The sequence below is a fragment of the Streptomyces sp. CoH27 genome (assembly GCF_020181035.1).
GTDB classification, from domain to species: Bacteria; Actinomycetota; Actinomycetes; order Streptomycetales; family Streptomycetaceae; genus Streptomyces; species Streptomyces camelliae.
This window is the reverse complement of the sequence record NZ_JAIQYY010000011.1, coordinates 270,000-288,589: the sequence shown is the minus strand read 5'-3', so window position 1 is coordinate 288,589 and position 18,590 is coordinate 270,000. Positions and strand designations below refer to the sequence as shown.

The window sequence follows — 18,590 nt, the reverse complement described above, 5'->3', positions numbered from 1 at the left end:
CCGTTTGTTCCCGGTCTTCCCAAAGCCTGCCGGACCCCGTCCCTCCACCCTTAATGTTGTCCTTGATGGGACGTCATGGGTGGGATTCGGATACTCGGCGGTGGCGGCTCACCGCCCTGCTCGGCGTCGGCGCGGTCGCGCTCGCCCTGGTGGTGACCCTGTTCGGCGCGCTGTCCGGCGGTCCCCGCACCACCGGCACCACCCCCGACGGCGCCAAGGTGCACGGCACCCCCGCCGACCCGAGTGCCACACCGGAGCCGTACGTCGGCTGGGGCTTCACACACACCCAGTACAGCGCGGACGAGGGCGACACCGCGGCCACCACGCGCCTGGAGCGGCTGCTCGCGCAGGACCGCGGCATGGCGCAGAACCAGCACATCATGGGCTGGGGTGCGGACAATCCCGAACCGGTCCAGGGGCACTACGACTTCGCCGCCCTGGACCGCCGTATCGACTTCGTGCGCGCCTCCGGCGGCACCCCGGTGATCACCCTGTGCTGCGCCCCGGACTGGATGAAGGGCGGCCGGGCCGGGGTGGACCACACGAACTGGAGCCAGGCCGCCCTGGAGACCGCCCCCACCCCCGACCACTACCAGGACTTCGCCGACCTCGCCGCGACCGTCGCCCGGCGCTACCCGGACGTGAAGCACTTCATCGTCTGGAACGAGTTCAAGGGCTTCTGGAGCGACGCCAAGTCCCGCTGGGACTACGAGGGTTACACCCGGCTGTACAACCTGGTGTACGCGGCGCTGAAGAAGGTCGACCGGGACATCATGGTCGGCGGGCCGTACCTGGTCATGGACAGTGTCGACGCGCGTGACCAGAACGCCTCGGGCACCGTGAAGGGCCCCTGGGGTGCCATGGACCAGCGGGTGCTGGACGCCTTCGCCTACTGGAACGCGCACAGGACCGGCGCCGACTTCGCCGTGGTCGACGGCTCCAGCTACACCCGCGACGACGACCTGCTGCCGAACGAGTTCGCCGCCACCGACAAGCTCACCGCCGTCGGCCAGTGGATCCGGCGGCAGACCCATGACCTGCCGCTGTGGTGGGCGGAGTACTACGTCGAGCCCGGCGACGGCAATGACAACCGCACGGGCTGGACCGAACCGCACCGCGTCGCCGTGCAGGCCACCGGGATGATCGCCCTGGTGAAGGGCGGCGCCGACTCCGGCTTCTACTGGAACCCGGAGGAGAAGTCGGGCAGCGGCTGCGCCGGCTGTCTGTGGACACCGACCGCCGGCGCCGACGGCGGCCGGGAATTGCCCATGTACGACCTGGTGTCCCGGTTCGCGAAGGCGTTCCCGCCGGGAACGGCGTACGAGACGGTCCAGGTCGCGCCCGATGACGTGCCGAACGTCCGGGTGCTGGCGAGCAGCAGAACCGTCCTCGTGGTCAACACGCAGAACCGGACCATCAGCGCACAGGTCGGCGGCAGACGGTTCGACTTGGGGCCGTACGAGGTGAAGTGGCTCGACCGCTGAACCACCCCACCCCGCCACCGCTCATTTCATCGTCATGAACCGCTGCGCCAGCGAGGCCAGCACCACCGCCAGCAGCGGCAGCGCGAACCAGAACGATCCCTGGAGCAGCCGCAGCTGGCGTACGCCGGGCCGGATCGCGACCCGGACCACCTCCCGCGCGGCCAGCAGCAGGATCAGCACGACGGCGGCCAGCGCACCGACCACCGACCACGGGGTCCAGGTCACCAGCGGACCGATCGGCCCCGGGTTCGGCTTCGGCACCGCCCCCGCCGGCCGCTCCCGCAGGGCGTAGACGGTGACGTCGTCGTTGACGTAGGCCTTCGTCAGGTCCTGCCGGTCGTCCAGGTTCTCGATCAGCCGGTGCTCCCAGGTCGTGGGGTAGCCCGCGTCCATCTCAAGGTAGGTGACCTGACTGCGGCTGATCATCAGATACGAGTTCGGGCCGGCGTCCTTCAACGCCTTGACCAGGCCCGACACCAGCACCGGATCCGTCGGGGCCAGGGTGGGCACGTAGTTCACCCGCTCCATGTCCCGCGCACCCCACGGCATCGCCGGGGTCACGTCGTTCACCGTGTCCTGGGTCGGCCACAGCAGCCGTACCGTCGGCTTGTCGTGGGCGTACACCCAGTTCATGGCCGCGACCTCGCCGGGCCGGGTCCGCTCGAACGACTCGTTGCCCCAGCGGGCCACCAGGAAGCCGCCCATCAGCAGCAGCCCGGCGAGCAGCGCGGCCAGCGGGGCGAGGCTCAGCCGGTCCTTCTCGCGTTCCTTCGTGGTGGCGCCGGCGCGCGGGAAGAGGGCGAGCGCGCCGAGCAGGGCCGCGCCCGGCACCGCGAACATGAAGACGCGCAGCGCCATCTCACCGCCGTACGACTGCATGCCGAAGCCGAAGAACGGCACGAAGGTCAGTACCAGCAGCGAGCGTTCGCGGTAGCGGTGGAAGCGGCGGCGCCACCAGCCCCAGCAGGCGAGCGCCAGCACCGAGCCGGCCAGCAGCACCCGGACGTACAGCACCAGCTTGTGGGTCGAACTGCCGCCCTGGATACGGCCGGAGACGGAGGTCGAGACATTGCTGCCGACCCCGCCGACCCCGCCGAACAGGTCGTTGAAGTGCCCGGACCAGTACGGCTCGGCCATGAAGCCGACCCATACGGCGACCAGGACCGCGAACAGCAGGGGCAGGCCGCGCAGTTCGGACCGGCCGAGCAGGACCAGGGCCGTGAGCACGCCGAGCATGATGAACGGGGTGAGCTGGTGGGCGGGCACGCTCGCCGCGTACAGGCCGATCAACACCAGGAGCAGGACCGCTCGTTGGCGGCGGTCGGCCGGTTCCACCTCGGCCTCGCCGGGACGGAACTTCGACCAGATCACGTGCGGCGGGCGGAACCAGACCAGCAGGATCGCCACGAACATCAGATACAGCAGATAGGTGAAGCCCTGCGGGGAGAAGTAGTCCTGGCCGACCCAGCCGCACAGCACGAACAGCCAGACGCCGGTCCACTTCGCCCGCCAGCCCGCCCGCAGCGAGCGGGTCAGCAGGAACATCGGTGCCAGGTAGGCGAGTTGGATGGCCGTCGGCCACCAGCGGATGACCTCGGTGAAGTCGGTGATCCCGCAGGCCCGGCCGACGAACGCGGCCACCGCGAAGAACCCCGGCCAGCTCCAGCGGGCGTCCAGGTCCGGTACGGCGGAGCCGGTGCGGTCGATGTAGTCGAGGAAGCCCAGGTGCTGCCAGGCCGTCGGGAAGCGTGGTTCGGTCTCGATCACGGCCGGCAGCGCGTGCAGCGAGACGACCGTGGCGAGCAGGGTGAGCAGCAGCAGTGCCCGGTGCTCGCGGCGCAGCCACAGCAGCGCGGCGAAGACCGTGATCAGCAGCCCGGCCCCGGCCAGTGTCGGCAGCGGGAGCACCGAGATCAGCCCGAGCCCGCCCATCCGGTCCAGATCGGCCTCGCCGAGGCGCAGCGCGGGCACCCAGTACAGCAGCAGCGCGGCGATCAGCAGGCAGCCGAGGACGACTCCGGAGCGGGTCGGCAACAGCCTTTGAGGGTCGGGCACTTGAGGTGGAAGGTCCTCGGGCACGGCTTCGTCCGGTACGTCTGTCCCGGCGAGGGATGCGTCCAGTTCCCCCGTCGTGAACGGCGCGTCGACCTCTGCCGCCTCTGCATCCCGCAGCAGCGCGGCCTCGGCCGGGCCCAGCGAGGCCTCGCTACTCGGTTCGCGTTCTTCCACCGGGAGTCCCAGTGCGGGCAGCGGCGTTCCGGCGGGCGGGGTACCGGGCCCCGGGCGGACGTCCGGGCGGCGCTCCACATGGTCGAAGTCGACGTGGATGCCGAGGGCCAGGGTGTCGTTGTCCAGCGCCCAGGCCGGGCCGGGCCGGCGCGGCGTAGGGCTCAGGGCCGGGCCCAGGTCGGCGAGATCCCCGTCGGGTGCCGCCGCGTCGGCCACGGCGGCAGGGGCGGTCCGGATCGTCCGCCACAGCCGCGGCGCGGCGATCGCGGCGATCACCGCGAGGCTGCCGGCCTCGGCGACACCCGCGCCGGTCAGCCCCATCCGGGGTAGGAGCAGCAGGGTCGAACCCAGTACCAGCACGCACAGCAGGCCCTGGAACAAGGCGAGTCCGCCGGTACGGCTACGCGCGCGCAGTACCGCGAAGTACGTCTCGATCACGACCCGCAGCACCGAGCCGACGGCGAGCCAGCGCAGCAGCGGGGTCGCCGCGTCCGCGTAACCGGCACCGAACACGCCGAGGATCCAGGGCGCGCCGACGATCAGCAGGGCCGCGATCGGCAGCATGATCCGGGCCATCCGCCTCAGCGCGGCCCGGGTGTGGGCGGCGAGGCGGTCCGGGTCGTGCGAGCCCTCGACGGTGAGGGAGGCACCCATGTTGATGGCGAGCAGGTCGGTCGTGCCGCCGATGGTGGTGGCGATGTAGAAGTACGCGTTCTGCGCGGAGCTGACCTGGGAGGCGACGATCACCGGCACGAGGTAGATCACCGCGAGGGAGAACAGCGATCCGGTGTAGTCCCCGGCCAGGAACCTGCCGACCTGTCTCAGCGTCGGCGGCTCCGCGCGGCCCTCGGTGGCCTCGACGTGCCGGGGGACCAGTCGCCGGAACACCAGCCAGCCCAGCGGCACCACCGAGGTGGCGATCGCGGCCACCCAGGACACGAAGACACCGGTGGTGGGGATGGCGACGGCGAACGCGGCGAGCAGAGCCAGCTTCACGGCGGAGAACACGGTGTTGCCCACCGGCACCCAGGTCGCGCTGCGCAGCCCGGTCAGCACACCGTCCTGGAGGGTGAGCAGGTTCCAGGCCATGACGGCGGCGATGAAGCCGAGCCCGTTGAGGGTGCCGTGCAGGAAGCGGTACGACGGCCCCCAGGCGTCCAGGGTGAGCAGGAAGACGCCCGCCGCGACCGCCACCACCAGCGAACTGCCCGCGTAGGTACGGAAGATGAGCTTGCCGGTGTGCTTCCCGGCGACCGGGATGAAGCGGGCCAGCGCGCCGGTCAGGGTGACCGCGGTGAGCCCGGCGAGGAACTTCATCGCGGCGATGGCGGCCGAGCCCTGCCCGACCGCCGACTCGGAGTAGTAGCGTGCCGCGGCCAGCCAGAAGCCGAGCCCGAGGACGGCGCTGATGCCGGTGTTGAGCATCAGCGCGTAGGCGTTGCGGAACAGCGGGCTGCCGCCGGCCCGGGAGCGGCCCGTCCCGGGCAGCTTCAGGCGGCGCCCGGACCTGCCGGGCGCCGCGGTGTCGGTCGTCGTTGCCTCGGTGGTGGTGGTCGTGTCAGACACGGGAGCGGATGGCCTTCCGGCGGACCTGGCGGAGCTGTCGGGCTCTGCGGACGAGGGCGTAGCCCTTGGTGAGGGCGCGGTCCCTGGCGAAGGTGCGGGCGACGGCCCGGCCTTGGAGCAGTCGCTCGAACTCCTCGACGCCCGTGGCCCGCCGGACCGTGACCCGTTCGAGCGCGTACGGCCCCTGGCGGCGGCGGGCGAGGGCGTTGCCGACGGCGAGTGCCTGGGCGTAGCCGCTCGTGCGCACCGCTTGGCGGACCCGGCGGCTGGAGTAGCCGTACGGGTAGGCGAACGACACCGGCCGGGCGCCGAGTTCGCCGGAGACGATCTCGGTGCAGCGGTCCAGCTCGGCGCGCAGCTCGTCGTCGCCGAGCTGGTCGAGCTGCGGATGGGTGTGGCTGTGGCCGCCGATCTCGACGCCGGCGGCGGCCAGTTCGCGCACCTGCCGCCAGTCGAGCATGGCGTCCAGGCCGCCTCCGGTGTCGTACGCGCCCCGGATCCAGCCGGTGGAGACGAACAGCGTGGCCGGGAAGGCGTGCTTGGCGAGCACGGGCAGCGCATGCCGGTGCACACCCTCGTAGCCGTCGTCGAAGGTGATCAGCACCGGCCGGGTGGGCAGCGGGCGGCCGGTGCGCCAGCGGACCGCGAGGTCGGCGGTGGTCAGCGGGGTCAGGCCCAGGTCGCCGATGAGCGCCATCTGTTCGGCGAACGCCTCCGGCGCGACGGACAGGGCGCGGGTGGCGTCGTTGGGGGCGGTGGCGACGGAGTGGTACATGAGAATGGGCACGGGGGTGTCACTCATGGGTACCCCCTGCGATCGGGGCCGCCGCAAACGTCGTACCGTTCCGCCGCGCCCTCATGTTGCCCACCGCATAGCCGCCGGCGGCGCTCAGCACCCCGGCGACGATCGCGCCCGCGCGCCCCGCGCCGCCCGGCCGGGCCAGCAGGGCGTCCCGCAGGCCACGAGCGACCCCGGCGGGCAACACCCGTGTGGTGTACCGGCGTTCGGACTCCAGCCCCTTGCCCGCGCCGACGCTCTTCGCCACCAGCGCCTTGGACAGGCCCTCGGCGTAGGCGCGGGTGCGGAAGTAGGCGAAGTGCTCGCGGGGTGCGGGCACCCGGTGGTGGATCACCGCTCGGTCGTCGATGAGCAGGACGGCGTCGGGCCGGGCGCGGGTGAGGCGGATGCACAGCTCCGTCTCCTCGCAGCCGAGCGGGCGGCGGTCGCCGTCGCGGCCGATGCCGGTGGCGAAGCCGCCCGCCGCGTCGAACGCCGTGCGCCGGAAGGAAGCGTTTCCGCCCAGGACGTTGCGGACCCGGACCCGGCCGGGCGGCAGCCCCTTGTAGGTGCAGCCCACCACCCAGTCGAACTCCTCCGGGAACCAGGCCGGCCGCCGGCCCGAGGCCCAGATCGGCACCGTACGGCCGCCGACCGCCATGACGCGCGGGTCGGCGTAGCCCTCGGCGAAGTGGCGCAGCCAGTCGCGTTCGGCCACGGCGTCGTCGTCCAGGAAGGCGATCACCTCGCCGTGGGATGCGGCGATGCCGGTGTTGCGGCCGGCGGACAGGCCGCGCGGGCCCGCGTTGGGCAGCACCCGGACGCCCTCGGTCTCCTTGTACTCGCGGGCCAGCCGGTCCCTCAGGGCCGGGTTGTGGTCCACGACCAGGAGCGTCTCCAGCGCGGGGTACGACTGCGCGGCCACCGAGGAGACCGCCGCGAGGATGTCCTCCCAGCGGTCCTCGGTGTACACGCAGATCACGACGGAGATGCCGGGATCTCTCAAGACACCTCTCCCCGGACCGCGTCGAGCATCGGCGAGTGGTGTTCCTGACGGCGCAGCTCACGCCGGTTGGAGCGCTCCTTGAGGATGACCTTGAGCACCCGGAGCCCGTCGCGTACGGCGCGCAGATTGCTGGTGCCGTGGATGCGGAGGTACTCGTGGCTCGGGATCTCCTGCACCTTGAGCCCCGCCTTGACCACTCTGATGTTCATCAGCGTCTCGACCTCGAAGCCGGTGCAGTCGAGCTCGATCTTGTCGAGGCAGTGCCGCCAGAAGGCGTTGTAGCCGTAGCACAGGTCGGTGTACCGGGCGCCGAACTTGCGGTTGACGACCGTGCACAGCGCCCAGTTGCCGAGCTTGCGGATGAAGGTCATGTCGTCGGTGCCGCCGCCGTTGGCGAAGCGGGAGCCCTTGGCGAAGTCGGCGCCGGAGACGAGCGCGGAGACGTAACTCACGATCTCGCCGCCGTCGGCCGAGCCGTCCGCGTCGACCATCACGATGATGTCGCCGGTGCACGCCTCGAACCCGGTGGTCAGGGCGTCCCCCTTGCCCTTGCCACGCTGCTCGACGACTCTGACCTGCGGCCACAGCGAGCGGGCGACGTCGACGGTGTCGTCCGTGGAATTGCCGTCCACAAGAACGACTTCGTGTATCCAGTCCGGAAGCGTCTTGAAGACGTAGGGGAGATTCTCCGCCTCATTCATCGCGGGAATCACCACGCTCACCGGCGGGGTGATCGCCAGGTGGGAGGAGATGGGCCGGAATTGGGCCGCCAGCAATGGATCTTGCCCCGAACTCGGCGGGTGCAGGACGGAACTCATGGTCGTATCCCTCTCGTCCGGCGGACCGCCCGCCCCTGGGCAGCCCGGCTTTGTGTCCGGTTCGAAAGGGGGGTTTCTCATCCATGGCACGGTGAGCGGATCTCCGTACCCATGGGATGAGCTGTCAAAGCTGGCCGGTCTGCCGATCGGAGAAGAAAAAAGGGCAGCCGGTCGCGCGGCACGACTCGGTCACCAGTGTGGTCACCGAGTACGGCACCCCCCTACCGCGCCCCACGCCGGAACGTCACGGCCCTGAGCCCTCCCCTGAACCGCGTGCTGACGGACCGATGCGGGTGAGATCTAATGACGGTATTGACGATTGAACCAGATGAGCAAGACCTGGATATCAGTCTCACGTTTTTGTTTGTTTGGCCGTTACATAACTTTGGCCGGAGTTACTCACTTTTACGTAGGAGGGCCGGCAGGAGCAGCAACAGGCTGAGCGAGCCCACGGCCACCACCCCGCCATGCACCGACCAGCGGTGTACGGCCAGCATGCCTTGGGCGACCAGCATGTTCAGAACCACCGAGCCCGCAAGGGCGGCGAGTGTGCGGCCGAAGGGTTCCAGCCCGCGCAGGAGCGCGCCGATCGCCACGGCCGGCGCGGCGAGCAGGAAGAACAGCGTGCACGGACCGCGCAGCGGTGAGCCGGAGTCGGTGAGCGCGAGCAGTGCGCCGACCGCCGCTATGGCGGTCGCGGCCCCCGCGAGCAGCGGCGACAGGTCCCTCCCCGGTCCTGTCCGTGCCCCTTCGGGGTCCTCGGTGGCGCCGTCCGATGAACGTGACTTGATGCGTAAGGTCTGCATTGGCGACTGTGCCCCCCGATATGACCCCGACGCGCGGGATGTCGGACTGCAATGTGGCGCAGGCCGATGCGGGCCGTCAAGACGGCCGGGGCGGCGGAGCTGACTCGCGGTCAACACGGCTGCCGAGTGCACGCAAGACGTGGTCGGGTGAAATTCCAGGGCCGATCTAGTTGAGGCTTGGAAAGTTTTGGCATGGACACTTCCGGTCAACGCGCGTAGGCGCTACGACGGTTATAGGCAGAGATCCTGCTATAGGGAGGCACCATGAGTCGTTTCAGACTTACCGGATTCGTGACCTCGCTCCTCCTCGCCGCCGGCCTCGGACTCGGCACGGCCACGGCGGCCCAGGCCTCGACAGCGGCAACCGGCGGCTATGTGGCGCTCGGTGACTCCTACTCCTCCGGAGTGGGAGCGGGCAGCTACATCAGCTCCAGCGGCAGCTGCGACCGCAGCACCAACGCGTACCCGTACCTGTGGAACGCGGCCCACTCCCCGTCGTCGTTCGCCTTCAACGCCTGCTCCGGCGCCACGACGGACGACGTCATCAGCAACCAGCTCGGCTCGCTCGGCGCCGGCACCTCGCTCGTGTCCATCACGATCGGCGGCAACGACGCCGGGTTCTCCAACGTCATGACGACCTGCGTGCTGCAGTCCGACAGCGACTGCATCAGCCGCATCAACACCGCCAAGGCGTACGTCGACTCCACGCTCCCCGGCAAGCTCGACAACGTCTACAACGCGATCAGCGCGAAGGCTCCCAACGCCCGGGTGGTCGTGCTCAGTTATCCCCGCTTCTACCTGCTCGGACAGACCTGCCTGGGCCTGTCCGACACCAAGCGCTCCGCGATCAACGACGCCGCCGACTACATGGACGCCGCCATCCAGACCCGCGCCGCGGCCCACGGCTTCGTCTTCGCCGACGTCCGCACCGCCTTCTCCACCCACGAGATCTGCTCCGGCAGCTCGTGGCTGCACAGCGTGAACTGGCTCGACATCAGCGAGTCGTACCACCCCACCGCGGCCGGTCACTCCGGCGGCTATCTGCCGGTGTTCACGAACAACGCATAACCCGTTCAGGCGACATCAGGCTTGACCGGGTTCGCCCGTCAGGGTGAATTTCCGTAGGAGCTCGAAGCGGAAGCGGATGCGGAGGCCCCGCCGGTCGGGGTCTCCGTCGCCGTCGCCGTCACACAGGCGACCGAGAACGGCACGGAGTTCGACGTGGTCCTCACCGGACCACGTACCTTCACAGTGATCCGGTCCTCCGTCGTGACGCTGCCGGAGGACGCGGTCACGCTCACCCGGACCTGCTGGGTCCTCCCGCCCCCGTCCGGGAAGGACAGCGTCTTCCATCCGGGATCGGACACGGACCCATGCGTCACCACCCAGCGGTACTCCACCTGAGCGGGCAGCCGGCCCACGGTGAAGGTCGCTGTGAAGGACGGTGACTGAGCCGTCGGCGGCGGACAGGTCCCGGAGTACGTGGTGTGCTCGCCCGCCACGGTGACCTGCACGGACTGGGCCGGCTGCGTGCTCGTCGGCGTGCTCGTCGGGGTCTTGGTGTCCGAGTCGGTGCTGCCGCTCGGCGCGCGGGAGGACACCGTCGTGGTGCTCGGACCGCTGCCCGCTTTGCCGCTCCCGCTGTCGCGGTGCGTCAGCGCGTACGCCAGCCCCGCCAGCGCGAGGGCGATCACGAGGAAGCCCGCCACCAGCACGACCCCCACGCGACGGTTGCGTTCGGGTGGCTCGGCGAGCGGAGCCGGTGCAGGCAAGGGCGGTGTGGGATACGGCTGTTGACGCGGTGCCACGACCGTCGGGGCGTACGCGGACGGATCCGGTGGCGGTGCCGTGAGGGGTGTCCCTCCCTCAGCGGGAGTACCCCCAGCCGCGACGAGCCGCAGCTCGTGCTCCGCCCGTTCGGCACCGAGCCGCTCGGCGGGGTCCTTGCGCAGCAGCCCCTCGATGACGGGCGCCAGCGGGCCGGCCCGGCGCGGCGGCGGCGGCTCCTCGTCCACCACGGCCCGCAGCGTGCTGAGCGGGGTGTCGTACCGGAACGGGGAGGCACCTTCGACGGCCGTGTACAGCAGCACGCCCAGCGACCACAGATCCGACTCCGGTCCCGGAGTGCGCCCCAACGCCCGCTCCGGGGCGAGGAATTCGGGCGAGCCGACCACCTCGCCGGTCATGGTGATCGCCGAGCTGCCCTCGACCGAGGCGATCCCGAAGTCGGTCAGCACCACCCGGCCGTCGTTGGCGAGCAGCACGTTGGCCGGCTTCACATCCCGGTGCAGCACCCCGGCGGCGTGCGCGGCGCGCAGTGCGGACAGCACCTCGGCGCCGATGTGCGCGGCGCGCTGCGGCGGCATCGGGCCCTCCGCCTCCAGCCGGTCGGCCAGCGACAGGCCGCGCACCAGCTCCATCACGATCCAGGGCCGGCCGCCCTCCGACGCCACGTCGTACACCGTGACCGCGTTGCGGTTCGCGACCCGGGCCGCCGCCCGGGCCTCCCGCTCCAGGCGGGCGTACATCCGCTCGACGTCGGCCGGGGGCAGCCCGGCCGGCGCCCGCACCTCCTTGACGGCCACCTCCCGGTGCAGCACCTCGTCCCGGGCCCGCCATACGGTGCCCATGCCGCCCTCGCCCAGCGGGGACAGCAGACGGTAGCGGCCCGCGATCACACGGTCGCGGGCCGGTTCTCCGGACACGGGCGCCCCCAGGCATGTCGCGTGATTTCTCCATAAACGTAGCTCAGCCGAGGGCGGTTGCGGCCCCCTTGAGCACCAATCCGGCACCCAGGGCCAGGACGGTGAGCGCCGACACGAGCGGCAGGGTGCGGCGCACCAGCGCGGCCACGGGGTGTGCGGTCCAGCGCGGGCGCCGCTCCAGCACCCGGGACGCCTCGGTGCCCAGCCTGACCACGGCGACCCCGGCCGCGGTGAGCGTCAGCGCGAGTCCGGCGCCGTAGGCCACGACGAGCAGCAGCCCGAACCAGGCCTTGCCCAGCGCGGTGGCGCCGACGAGCACGACCACGGCGGAGGGGCTGGGCACGAGTCCGCCGGCGAAGCCGAGCAGGATCGTGCCGCGGAGGGTGGGGGCGGTGGGGTGGGTGTGGGTATGGCCGCCGTGAGTGTGTTCGACACCGTGATGGTGGTGATGATGATGGTGGTGATCATGATGGTGGGCGGGCCCATGATGTGCGCCCACACCGGCCAACTCGCGTACCCGCGACTCCTCATGGGCGTGATCGTGCTCGTGAACGTGCCCGTGCTCCCGGTTGCGCCACGCCCGCCGTACGAGGTTCACGCCCGCCGCCAGCACCAGGGCGCCGCTGGCGATGCCGAGCCAGGCGATCACCGAGGGGGTCGCGGCGGAGCCGGCGGTGACGAGGAGGCCCAGGGCGACGACGCCGAGGGTGTGGGTGACGGTGACGGACGCGGCCAGCGGCAGGACGTCCCGGAGCCCGGCCCGGCCGCCGCGTGCCGCCGCCGTGGCCGCCATCAGGGTCTTGCCGTGCCCCGGCGCGAGGGCGTGCAGGGCGCCGAGGACCACCGCGACGAGCAGCGCGAGGGCGGCGAAGCCGAGCGTGAGGTCATGCCGGGCCACCAGGCCGTCCAGGGCCCGCGTCCAGCGGTCGACGCCCCGGGGCAGTACGGCCTCGGCGGGTGCGTCCTGCTGTTCCTCGGTGAGGGCGGGGCCGCCGGGGCGCACCCGCAGCGACGCGGTGGAGGTGTCGGCCGGGGACGACAGCAAGTCCTTGGGATAGGTGGTGAGTTCGTGCGAGACGGAGGTCTTCGGCACGTCCGACGTGGTGAGGGTCATCCGGTCGCCGCGCGCGGTGATCTCCCGCCAGCCGGGTCCGGACCAGTTCGTCGTGGCGTGGAAGCCGAGGGTGAGCGAGCCGGTCCGCGGAAGCGGCGCGGTCCAACGGCACTGCACGCGCAGGGTGTTGAGCCCCGCCTGGCCGGGCCGCAGGGTGGCCCGGCTGTCCCGCACGGTGAGGGGAGCCGGGCGTCCGGCCACGGTCACCGAGCTGCCGCGGGCGTCCTGTGTGCAGCGCCGGCGGGCCCACTCGGGCATCCCCAGTCGCTCGATGTCCGGCTTGGCCTGGGTCGCCGGAATCTCGGCCAGGTCCTCGACGTGGTCGACCCGGAGCTGACCGGGTGCGGCGACGAGGCCGTCGTACCGGTTGACGGTGAAGTTGCCCAGGGGATGCGCGCTCGCCCCGGTGGCGGGCAGGAGGACGAGGCCGCACACCGCGAGCAGGAGGCACGCCAGACGCCGTTTCACTTCGTGGCCTCCAGCGCCTTGCGGGCCTCGGCCGCACCCAAGGGGGAGAAGCCGGGGTTCAGTTTCAGGGCGGAGGCCAGGGAGGCGCGGCCGGCCGTGCGGTGGCCGGTGGCCAGCTCGATCATGCCGCGGTGGTAGAGGAAGGCGGCGTTGCGGTAGCCGGTGGCGGTGGCCTGGCGGGCGTACCCGAGGGCCTGCGCGTCCTGGCCGTTGACGTGCAGCGCCCAGGCCAGCGCGTCCGCGGTGTGCACGGTGTGCCGGCGGGCCCATTCGGCGCGGGCCGCGCGCAGGGCGGCCGCCTTGTCACCGTGGTCGGCGGCGGCCAGCGCGGTGTCCAGATCGGCGTTCACGCCGTTGGCGCGGGCCAGTGAGATCCAGGCCTCCACCAGGGCGTACTGCTCCTTCGCCCGGGCCCGGTCGCCGGCCGCGCCCCGGGCCTCGTACAGCTCGCCCAGCTCGACGAGCGGGCCCGGCAGCGGATAGCGGGACACCACGGTCTCCATGCCCTTGATCGCCGCGGCCCGGTCACCGCTCGCGGCCTGCGCCCGGGCCTGGCCCTCCAGCGCGGGCAGATAGGTGTCGTCGGCGGCGAGGGCACGGGCGTAGGAGGTGAGGGCGGTCCTGTAGTCGCCCTGGTTCCAGGCGAGTTGGCCGAGCTGGGTGGACACGTAGGCGATGTCGCCGGGCGTGGTGGCGGAGGACAGCGCCTGCTGGAGGACCCGGCGGGCGGTCGTCACGTCCCCGCGCAGCTCGTGCACATACGCGTACCGCGTGAAGACCGGGACGCCCGGCTTGCGCGTGTCGGCGGTCTCGGCGGCCTGCGACGCCTCGGGGTACCGGCCGAGCTCGACCAGGGCGTCGATACGGGAGGACAGCGCGCGCTCGCTGTACGGGTTCTGCCGCAGGGCTAGGTCCGCGTAGGTCAGGGCGTCCGCGAAGTCGTGCCGGGCGGCGGCGAGCGCGGCCCGGCCGGCCAGGGCCTGGTCGTTGTCCGGGGTCAGCGCCAGGGACCGGCTCAGCGCCTTGTCCGCCTGCGGATACCGGGACGGGTCGCCCTTGGTCCGCGCCTGCTCGACGTAGGCAAGACCGAGCGTGGCCCAGCTGCCGGAGTCCTTCGGCTGGGTCCGCAGATGCGCCTGGAGCGCGGCGATGCTCGCGTCCAGATTCCCACTGCCCAGGACCCCGGGATCGACGGCGCTGGAGGCCGCCGCCACGGACGCGGGCGACCGGTCGGCACCGACGGCGATCGCCCCGCCGGTGAGCGCGAGCGCCAACAGCATTGCGGAGCCCCCGAGTTGAAGCGCCCGCCAGCGCCGCCCGGCAGCGGCGACCCGGTGCACGGCGGCGACACGCCCGTCGGGATCGGCGGCGGAGGGGGCGTCGGGGCCCAGGGGCGGGTGCGCGGAGGACCCGGAGGGTGAGCGGTCCTCGGGGTTGCTGGGTGTGGGCTCGGTGGATCGGGAGGCTGGGGAGATTTCGGCGTCGTGGGGCGGGTGCGCGGTGGACCCGGAGGGTGAGCGGTCGCCGGGGTCGCTGGGTGTGGGCTCGGCGGATCGGGGGGCTGAGGAGATTTCGGCGCCGTGGGACGAGTGCTCGGCGGACCCGGAGGGTGAGCGGTCGCCGGAGTCGCTGGGCGCGGGCTCGGCGGAGCCGACCGCCGACGGCTCCTCGGTGGCCGAGGGACCGGTGTCGCGGAGGGTGTGCTCGTGCGAGGTGGGAGCCGACGGCTCGCCGGTGTCGTCGGTCGTGCCCGTATCTCCGGAAGAGGCCTCCCGTGAATCCTGGCACGGTGGTGTCCCGGCGGCGGAGCGCTCACCGGTGCCGGCAGGGGCCGGTCCCGGTGTCGTGTCGTCGGCCCTGTTCACCCTGCTGCCGTCCATCTCGACCTCGACCTCGTCCTCGTCCTTCGCGCGCGGGCCCATGCCCTCTCCTCGCGTCTGCTGCGCTGGTGGTGTGGGAGGCGCGGCCCGCCGTGGGGGAGGGGGGTACGGGCCGCGCCGGTCTGGGGGTGGGGCGGCGCTCAGTACGGGCGCTGCACGCGCCGGCGCCACCAGGCGAAGGCCGTGCCGAGCAGCAGGGTCCCGGCCGCGCCCGAGGCCGCCGAGGCGGCGATCAGCACGGTGTTGTCGGACGTGCCGGAGCCGGCCGGCTGGAGGGCGTCGCCGAGCTGGCTGCGCACGTCCGTGCCCGCGGTCGTGCCCTTGGCGAGCGGGCCGTGCGAACCGGAGTTGGGCTCGGCGACGTACGGGAAGGACTTCTCGAAGGTCCCGTCGGCCTTGTCGACCCCGTCACCCAAGTCGTTCTTCATGCCGACCAGCGCGCCCTCCATCACCTGGAGCGCCTCGTCCACCACGTCGTCGGTGAGGCGACGACCGTTCGGGAAGCCCGCTTTGTCGCCGTCCAGGACGCCGAGCCGCTTGGGGTGCATGCTCGGTTTGATGGAGGTGTTCAGACGCAGCTCCTCCGAAGGTCGCACGTACGGCGGCTGGTTGAGGCCCTTGACGCCCTTGAGGAACACGTCGACGAGGTCGTTGCGCGGCTCGCTCGGCGCCTTGATCTTGTAGATCTGCTCGATGAGCTTCGGCAGTTCGGGGTGGGTGACATTGTTCAGGAACTGGCCGTCGTACGCGGGCTGCGAGGCGTTGAACCTGTCCTTGTCCTTCTGCGGGTTGACGACCTCGTTGACCAGCGGGTTGCCCAGCCGCGATACCTGGGTGTAGTAGCCCTGGGCGTTGCGGCGCTGGGTGGTGGACCAGATGCCGACGACCGGCTGCTTCGACGACTCGCGGATCAGGTCGTTCGGCACCTGCAGCGCGATGGTGTTGACGTTGTAGCCCTTGAGGGTGTTGTTGCCGACCTCGCTGAGGTTGCCGCCGTACAGCAGGTCGAAGACGCGCAGGTCGGCGAAGAACGGGTCGGCCGCCTGCCCGGCGAAGGTCGTGGCGCCGCCCGGGGTCTTGTAGATGGCCTGATAGCGCAGCTTGGCGTAGTCCGGCATGGAGGCCTTGCCGACGTTCGACGGCGCCACCGGCACGTCCTCCGCGAGCCTGGTCCGGTACGCCACCCGGTCGTGCTTGAACCGGAGCAGATCGATGTCGTAGGTCTGCGTGATGTTGAGGTTCGGGTCGTCGAGGCTCTTCACCACACCGGTGTTGTAGAGGAACGTGTTGCCGTTCTTCGTGTGGGTCTTGAAGGTGTAGCGGAAGACCAGATCGTCGTGCGCGTCACCGTTGTTGTCGACGTGGATGTCGTACTGGGCGTCGTCGGCGAACGTGTAGAAGTTCGGGCCGCCCGACGGCTCCTCGAACGGGATCCAGTTCGCCACGACCGTCGTCGTGTCGGGCTTGTCCGGGCTGACGAACGCGTACACGTCGGTGTTGTCGTACTGCGGTGTGCCCGAGATCAGCGGGGCCTCCCGGTGGGAGGAGGCGGAGGCCGTCCCGGGTGCCAGCGAGGCGACGCCCGCGGCGGTGAGCCCGCCGGCCGCCAGCGCGGCGCACAGGAGCGTGACCAGGCCCGTGCGTCCCGTGCCGCTCCTGCCGCTTTTGGAGAAGAGAGGTGTCATGCCGTCTGTCCGTCCGTACTCAGTGCCGACTTGCCGTTGACGGACGGGTATACGGAGCGACGGCGCCGATCGGCTTGGTCGGCCGGAAAAAATTTTTGGGTTCTTCCCGACCCGCGTTTTCGGCCCGCTGATCCGTATCACGGGCGGGAGGTGGGCGTTCGTGCGGATGCGTGGAGCACGGGGAAAGGCCGGCTGTGGTCACGGCGATGGGGCCGGCGTACAGGCGGACGAGCTGCTGGTGCTGGTCGCGGGCGGGGACCACAGGGCGTTCGAGGACCTGTACGCCCTGGTGTCCGGTCCGGTGTACGGACTGGTCCGACGGGTGGTGCGCGACCCCGCCCAGTCCGAGGAGGTGGCCCAGGAAGTGCTGTTGGAGACCTGGCGGTCCGCCGCCCGGTTCGACCCCGGCCGGGGCAGCGCGCTGTCCTGGATCCTCACCCTCGCCCACCGCCGCGCCGTCGACCGGGTGCGCAGCGCCCGCGCGGCCGGCGAACGCGAGCAGCGGGAGGCCCTGCGCGCCGGGGAGCCCGCGTTCGACCAGGTCGCCGAGGAGGTCGAGGCGGGGCTGGAGCGCGAGTGGGTGCGCCGCTGTCTGAAGCGGCTCACGGACCTGCAACGCCAGTCCGTGACCCTCGCCTACTACGACGGCTACACCTACCGCGAGGTCGCCGAACGGCTCTCGCTGCCGCTCGGCACCGTCAAGACGCGGATGCGCGACGGACTCACCCGGCTGCGCCAGTGCCTGGGAGGCGCCGCATGAGCATCCTCGGCAGGCTGATGGGCGGCGCGGACCTGCACTCCCTCGCCGCGCCCTACGCGCTCGACGCCCTCGAACCGGGCGAGCGGCGCCGGTTCGAGAAGCATCTGCGGGACTGCGACCGCTGCGCGGCCGAGACCCGGGGACTGGCCGAGGACGCGGTGCGGCTCGCCTGGTCCACGGCCGCCCCCGCGCCGGCCGCCCTGCGGGACCGGGTGCTGGCCGCCGTACGCACGACCCCGCAGGAGCCGGCCTCGGTCCAGGAACCGACGCGCAGGCGCGCGCCGCAGCTGCCGCCGCACGTCTGGGGCACCCAGCCACCCCCGGGACGCTCCCGTACGCCCCGCACGCGCCCCTTCTTCGTGCCGCTCGCCACGGTCACCGCGACGGCGGCCCTCGTCGTCGCCTCCCTCTTCGCGGTGCAGGCGCAGCGCACACAGGACCGGCTCGACGCCGCACAGGTACGGGCACGTGAGATCGCCCACGTTCTGGCCGCTCCCGACGCCCGCGCCGTGACCGGCAAGGACGCCCGCGGCCGCGGGATCGGAGTGATCGCTTCCGCCGCGGAGCGGGAAGCCGTCGTCACCCTCAGCGGATACGGCACCCCGGCCGGCGGCCGCGTCCACCAGCTCTGGCTCATGCGCCCCCGCGCGCAGCCGCGCTCCCTCGGGCTCTTCGCGGGCGACACGCCCTTGGTCGCAAAGGGGCTCGACACCGGCTCGACGTCACTCGCCGTGACCGTCGAGCCTGACGGCGGCTCGGCGCAACCCACCAGCCAGCCCATTGTCCAACTCACCCTGAAATCGGTCGGATTCGGAGAGTAGTCAAAGAAGGATGGTCAACCGCCTTATGGGGAAGGTGAATCCTGTGGCCGAGATACACGCGTGCCGCCCTGGGGCGATAGGGTTACTCTGCCCGGGCCGGGTGGACTCGTACGGGTGGGGAGTGACATGGAGCAGATAACAGTGCGCAGCAGGGCCAGGGTCCCTGCGATCACCTGCGGGAGCAGCGCGACCAGTTCGCGTCTCGACCGTCATCTGTCGGTGCTGGCGGGTCCCGCCATACCGCAGCAGAAGACGGTCGAGGCGACCTCGCTGATGCGTGAGCTGACGGCGCGTGACACCGCACACCAGCGCAGCGACCGGGGCAAGCGGGTCAGCCGCGTCTCCCTGTTCGCACCCCTGCGCCGGCTGCGCCGCTCGCTGTTCGGCGGGCACGGGCGCGGCCACTGAGCGGGCCGTGCCCGTCCGCTGAGCCGTCGCCGAACCCGCGACGCCCCCTGGAGCCCTTCCGG

General features: G+C 71.6%; 14 protein-coding genes. 5 read left to right on the top strand and 9 right to left on the bottom strand.

Annotated features, from left to right (window positions below):
* Positions 1-65 precede the first annotated feature (65 nt).
* A complete protein-coding gene (locus LE548_RS20660) occupies positions 66-1,484 on the top strand; it encodes a xylan 1,4-beta-xylosidase (RefSeq protein ID WP_225098378.1) in 1,419 nt (472 codons plus the stop codon).
* Positions 1,485-1,505: 21 nt separating this feature from the next.
* On the opposite strand, the gene LE548_RS20655 is transcribed toward LE548_RS20660, so the two are convergent.
* The 5 genes from LE548_RS20655 to LE548_RS20635 all read right to left on the bottom strand — a co-directional run bounded on the left by LE548_RS20655 (position 1,506) and on the right by LE548_RS20635 (position 8,687).
* Positions 1,506-5,279, bottom strand: coding sequence for a lipopolysaccharide biosynthesis protein (locus LE548_RS20655; protein ID WP_225098377.1), 3,774 nt, complete (start codon positions 5,277-5,279; stop codon positions 1,506-1,508).
* Positions 5,272-6,081 carry a polysaccharide deacetylase family protein gene (locus tag LE548_RS20650; protein ID WP_225098376.1) on the bottom strand — a complete coding sequence of 270 codons (810 nt, stop codon included), beginning with the start codon at positions 6,079-6,081 and terminating at the stop codon, positions 5,272-5,274. Before LE548_RS20650 ends, LE548_RS20655 begins: the two co-directional genes overlap by 8 nt.
* A complete protein-coding gene (locus LE548_RS20645; RefSeq protein WP_225098375.1) occupies positions 6,074-7,063 on the bottom strand; it encodes a glycosyltransferase family 2 protein in 990 nt (329 codons plus the stop codon). Before LE548_RS20645 ends, LE548_RS20650 begins: the two co-directional genes overlap by 8 nt.
* Complete coding sequence (locus LE548_RS20640; protein ID WP_225098374.1) at positions 7,060-7,881, bottom strand: glycosyltransferase family 2 protein; 822 nt, start codon at positions 7,879-7,881, stop codon at positions 7,060-7,062. Before LE548_RS20640 ends, LE548_RS20645 begins: the two co-directional genes overlap by 4 nt.
* Before the next feature lie 395 nt (positions 7,882-8,276).
* Positions 8,277-8,687: a hypothetical protein gene (locus LE548_RS20635; protein WP_225098373.1), complete on the bottom strand. Its 411-nt coding sequence runs from the start codon at positions 8,685-8,687 to the stop codon at positions 8,277-8,279.
* Between the two features lie 264 nt (positions 8,688-8,951).
* On the opposite strand from LE548_RS20635, the gene LE548_RS20630 reads away from it, so the two are divergent.
* Complete coding sequence (locus LE548_RS20630) at positions 8,952-9,755, top strand: SGNH/GDSL hydrolase family protein (protein ID WP_225098372.1); 804 nt, start codon at positions 8,952-8,954, stop codon at positions 9,753-9,755.
* A 38-nt stretch (positions 9,756-9,793) separates the two neighbouring features.
* Here LE548_RS20630 and LE548_RS20625 read toward each other — a convergent pair whose 3' ends face one another.
* The 4 genes from LE548_RS20625 to LE548_RS20610 form a co-directional block, all read right to left on the bottom strand.
* Positions 9,794-11,392 carry a serine/threonine-protein kinase gene (locus tag LE548_RS20625; protein WP_225098371.1) on the bottom strand — a complete coding sequence of 533 codons (1,599 nt, stop codon included), beginning with the start codon at positions 11,390-11,392 and terminating at the stop codon, positions 9,794-9,796.
* 43 nt (positions 11,393-11,435) lie between these two features.
* The gene (locus LE548_RS20620; protein WP_225098370.1) at positions 11,436-12,974 is read right to left on the bottom strand and encodes a nickel/cobalt transporter; all 1,539 of its coding nucleotides are present in this window, start codon (positions 12,972-12,974) and stop codon (positions 11,436-11,438) included.
* Positions 12,971-14,896: a lipopolysaccharide assembly protein LapB gene (locus tag LE548_RS20615; protein ID WP_225098369.1), complete on the bottom strand. Its 1,926-nt coding sequence runs from the start codon at positions 14,894-14,896 to the stop codon at positions 12,971-12,973. The genes LE548_RS20620 and LE548_RS20615 overlap by 4 nt, the downstream gene beginning before the upstream one ends.
* Before the next feature lie 98 nt (positions 14,897-14,994).
* Positions 14,995-16,539, bottom strand: coding sequence for a DUF4331 domain-containing protein (locus LE548_RS20610; protein ID WP_225098368.1), 1,545 nt, complete (start codon positions 16,537-16,539; stop codon positions 14,995-14,997).
* A 166-nt stretch (positions 16,540-16,705) separates the two neighbouring features.
* Here LE548_RS20610 and LE548_RS20605 point away from each other — a divergent pair, with 166 nt between their 5' ends.
* The 3 genes from LE548_RS20605 to LE548_RS20595 all read left to right on the top strand — a co-directional run bounded on the left by LE548_RS20605 (position 16,706) and on the right by LE548_RS20595 (position 18,528).
* The gene (locus LE548_RS20605; RefSeq protein WP_225098367.1) at positions 16,706-17,299 is read left to right on the top strand and encodes a sigma-70 family RNA polymerase sigma factor; all 594 of its coding nucleotides are present in this window, start codon (positions 16,706-16,708) and stop codon (positions 17,297-17,299) included.
* Entirely contained in the window at positions 17,296-18,120 is an 825-nt protein-coding gene (locus LE548_RS20600; protein ID WP_225098366.1) for an anti-sigma factor domain-containing protein, read from the top strand. Before LE548_RS20605 ends, LE548_RS20600 begins: the two co-directional genes overlap by 4 nt.
* A 126-nt stretch (positions 18,121-18,246) precedes the next feature.
* Positions 18,247-18,528, top strand: a complete 282-nt coding sequence (locus LE548_RS20595; RefSeq protein ID WP_225098365.1) for a hypothetical protein — start codon at positions 18,247-18,249, stop codon at positions 18,526-18,528.
* Positions 18,529-18,590: the final 62 nt, after the last annotated feature.

Coding starts and splice junctions, on each gene's coding strand:
- LE548_RS20660 (WP_225098378.1), top strand. CDS start 66: ATGGGACGTCATGGGTGGGATTCGGATACTCGGCGGTGGCGGCTCACC.
- LE548_RS20650 (WP_225098376.1), bottom strand. CDS start 6,081: ATGAGTGACACCCCCGTGCCCATTCTCATGTACCACTCCGTCGCCACC.
- LE548_RS20640 (WP_225098374.1), bottom strand. CDS start 7,881: ATGAGTTCCGTCCTGCACCCGCCGAGTTCGGGGCAAGATCCATTGCTG.
- LE548_RS20635 (WP_225098373.1), bottom strand. CDS start 8,687: ATGCAGACCTTACGCATCAAGTCACGTTCATCGGACGGCGCCACCGAG.
- LE548_RS20630 (WP_225098372.1), top strand. CDS start 8,952: ATGAGTCGTTTCAGACTTACCGGATTCGTGACCTCGCTCCTCCTCGCC.
- LE548_RS20615 (WP_225098369.1), bottom strand. CDS start 14,896: ATGGGCCCGCGCGCGAAGGACGAGGACGAGGTCGAGGTCGAGATGGAC.
- LE548_RS20610 (WP_225098368.1), bottom strand. CDS start 16,539: ATGACACCTCTCTTCTCCAAAAGCGGCAGGAGCGGCACGGGACGCACG.
- LE548_RS20605 (WP_225098367.1), top strand. CDS start 16,706: ATGCGTGGAGCACGGGGAAAGGCCGGCTGTGGTCACGGCGATGGGGCC.
- LE548_RS20600 (WP_225098366.1), top strand. CDS start 17,296: ATGAGCATCCTCGGCAGGCTGATGGGCGGCGCGGACCTGCACTCCCTC.
- LE548_RS20595 (WP_225098365.1), top strand. CDS start 18,247: ATGGAGCAGATAACAGTGCGCAGCAGGGCCAGGGTCCCTGCGATCACC.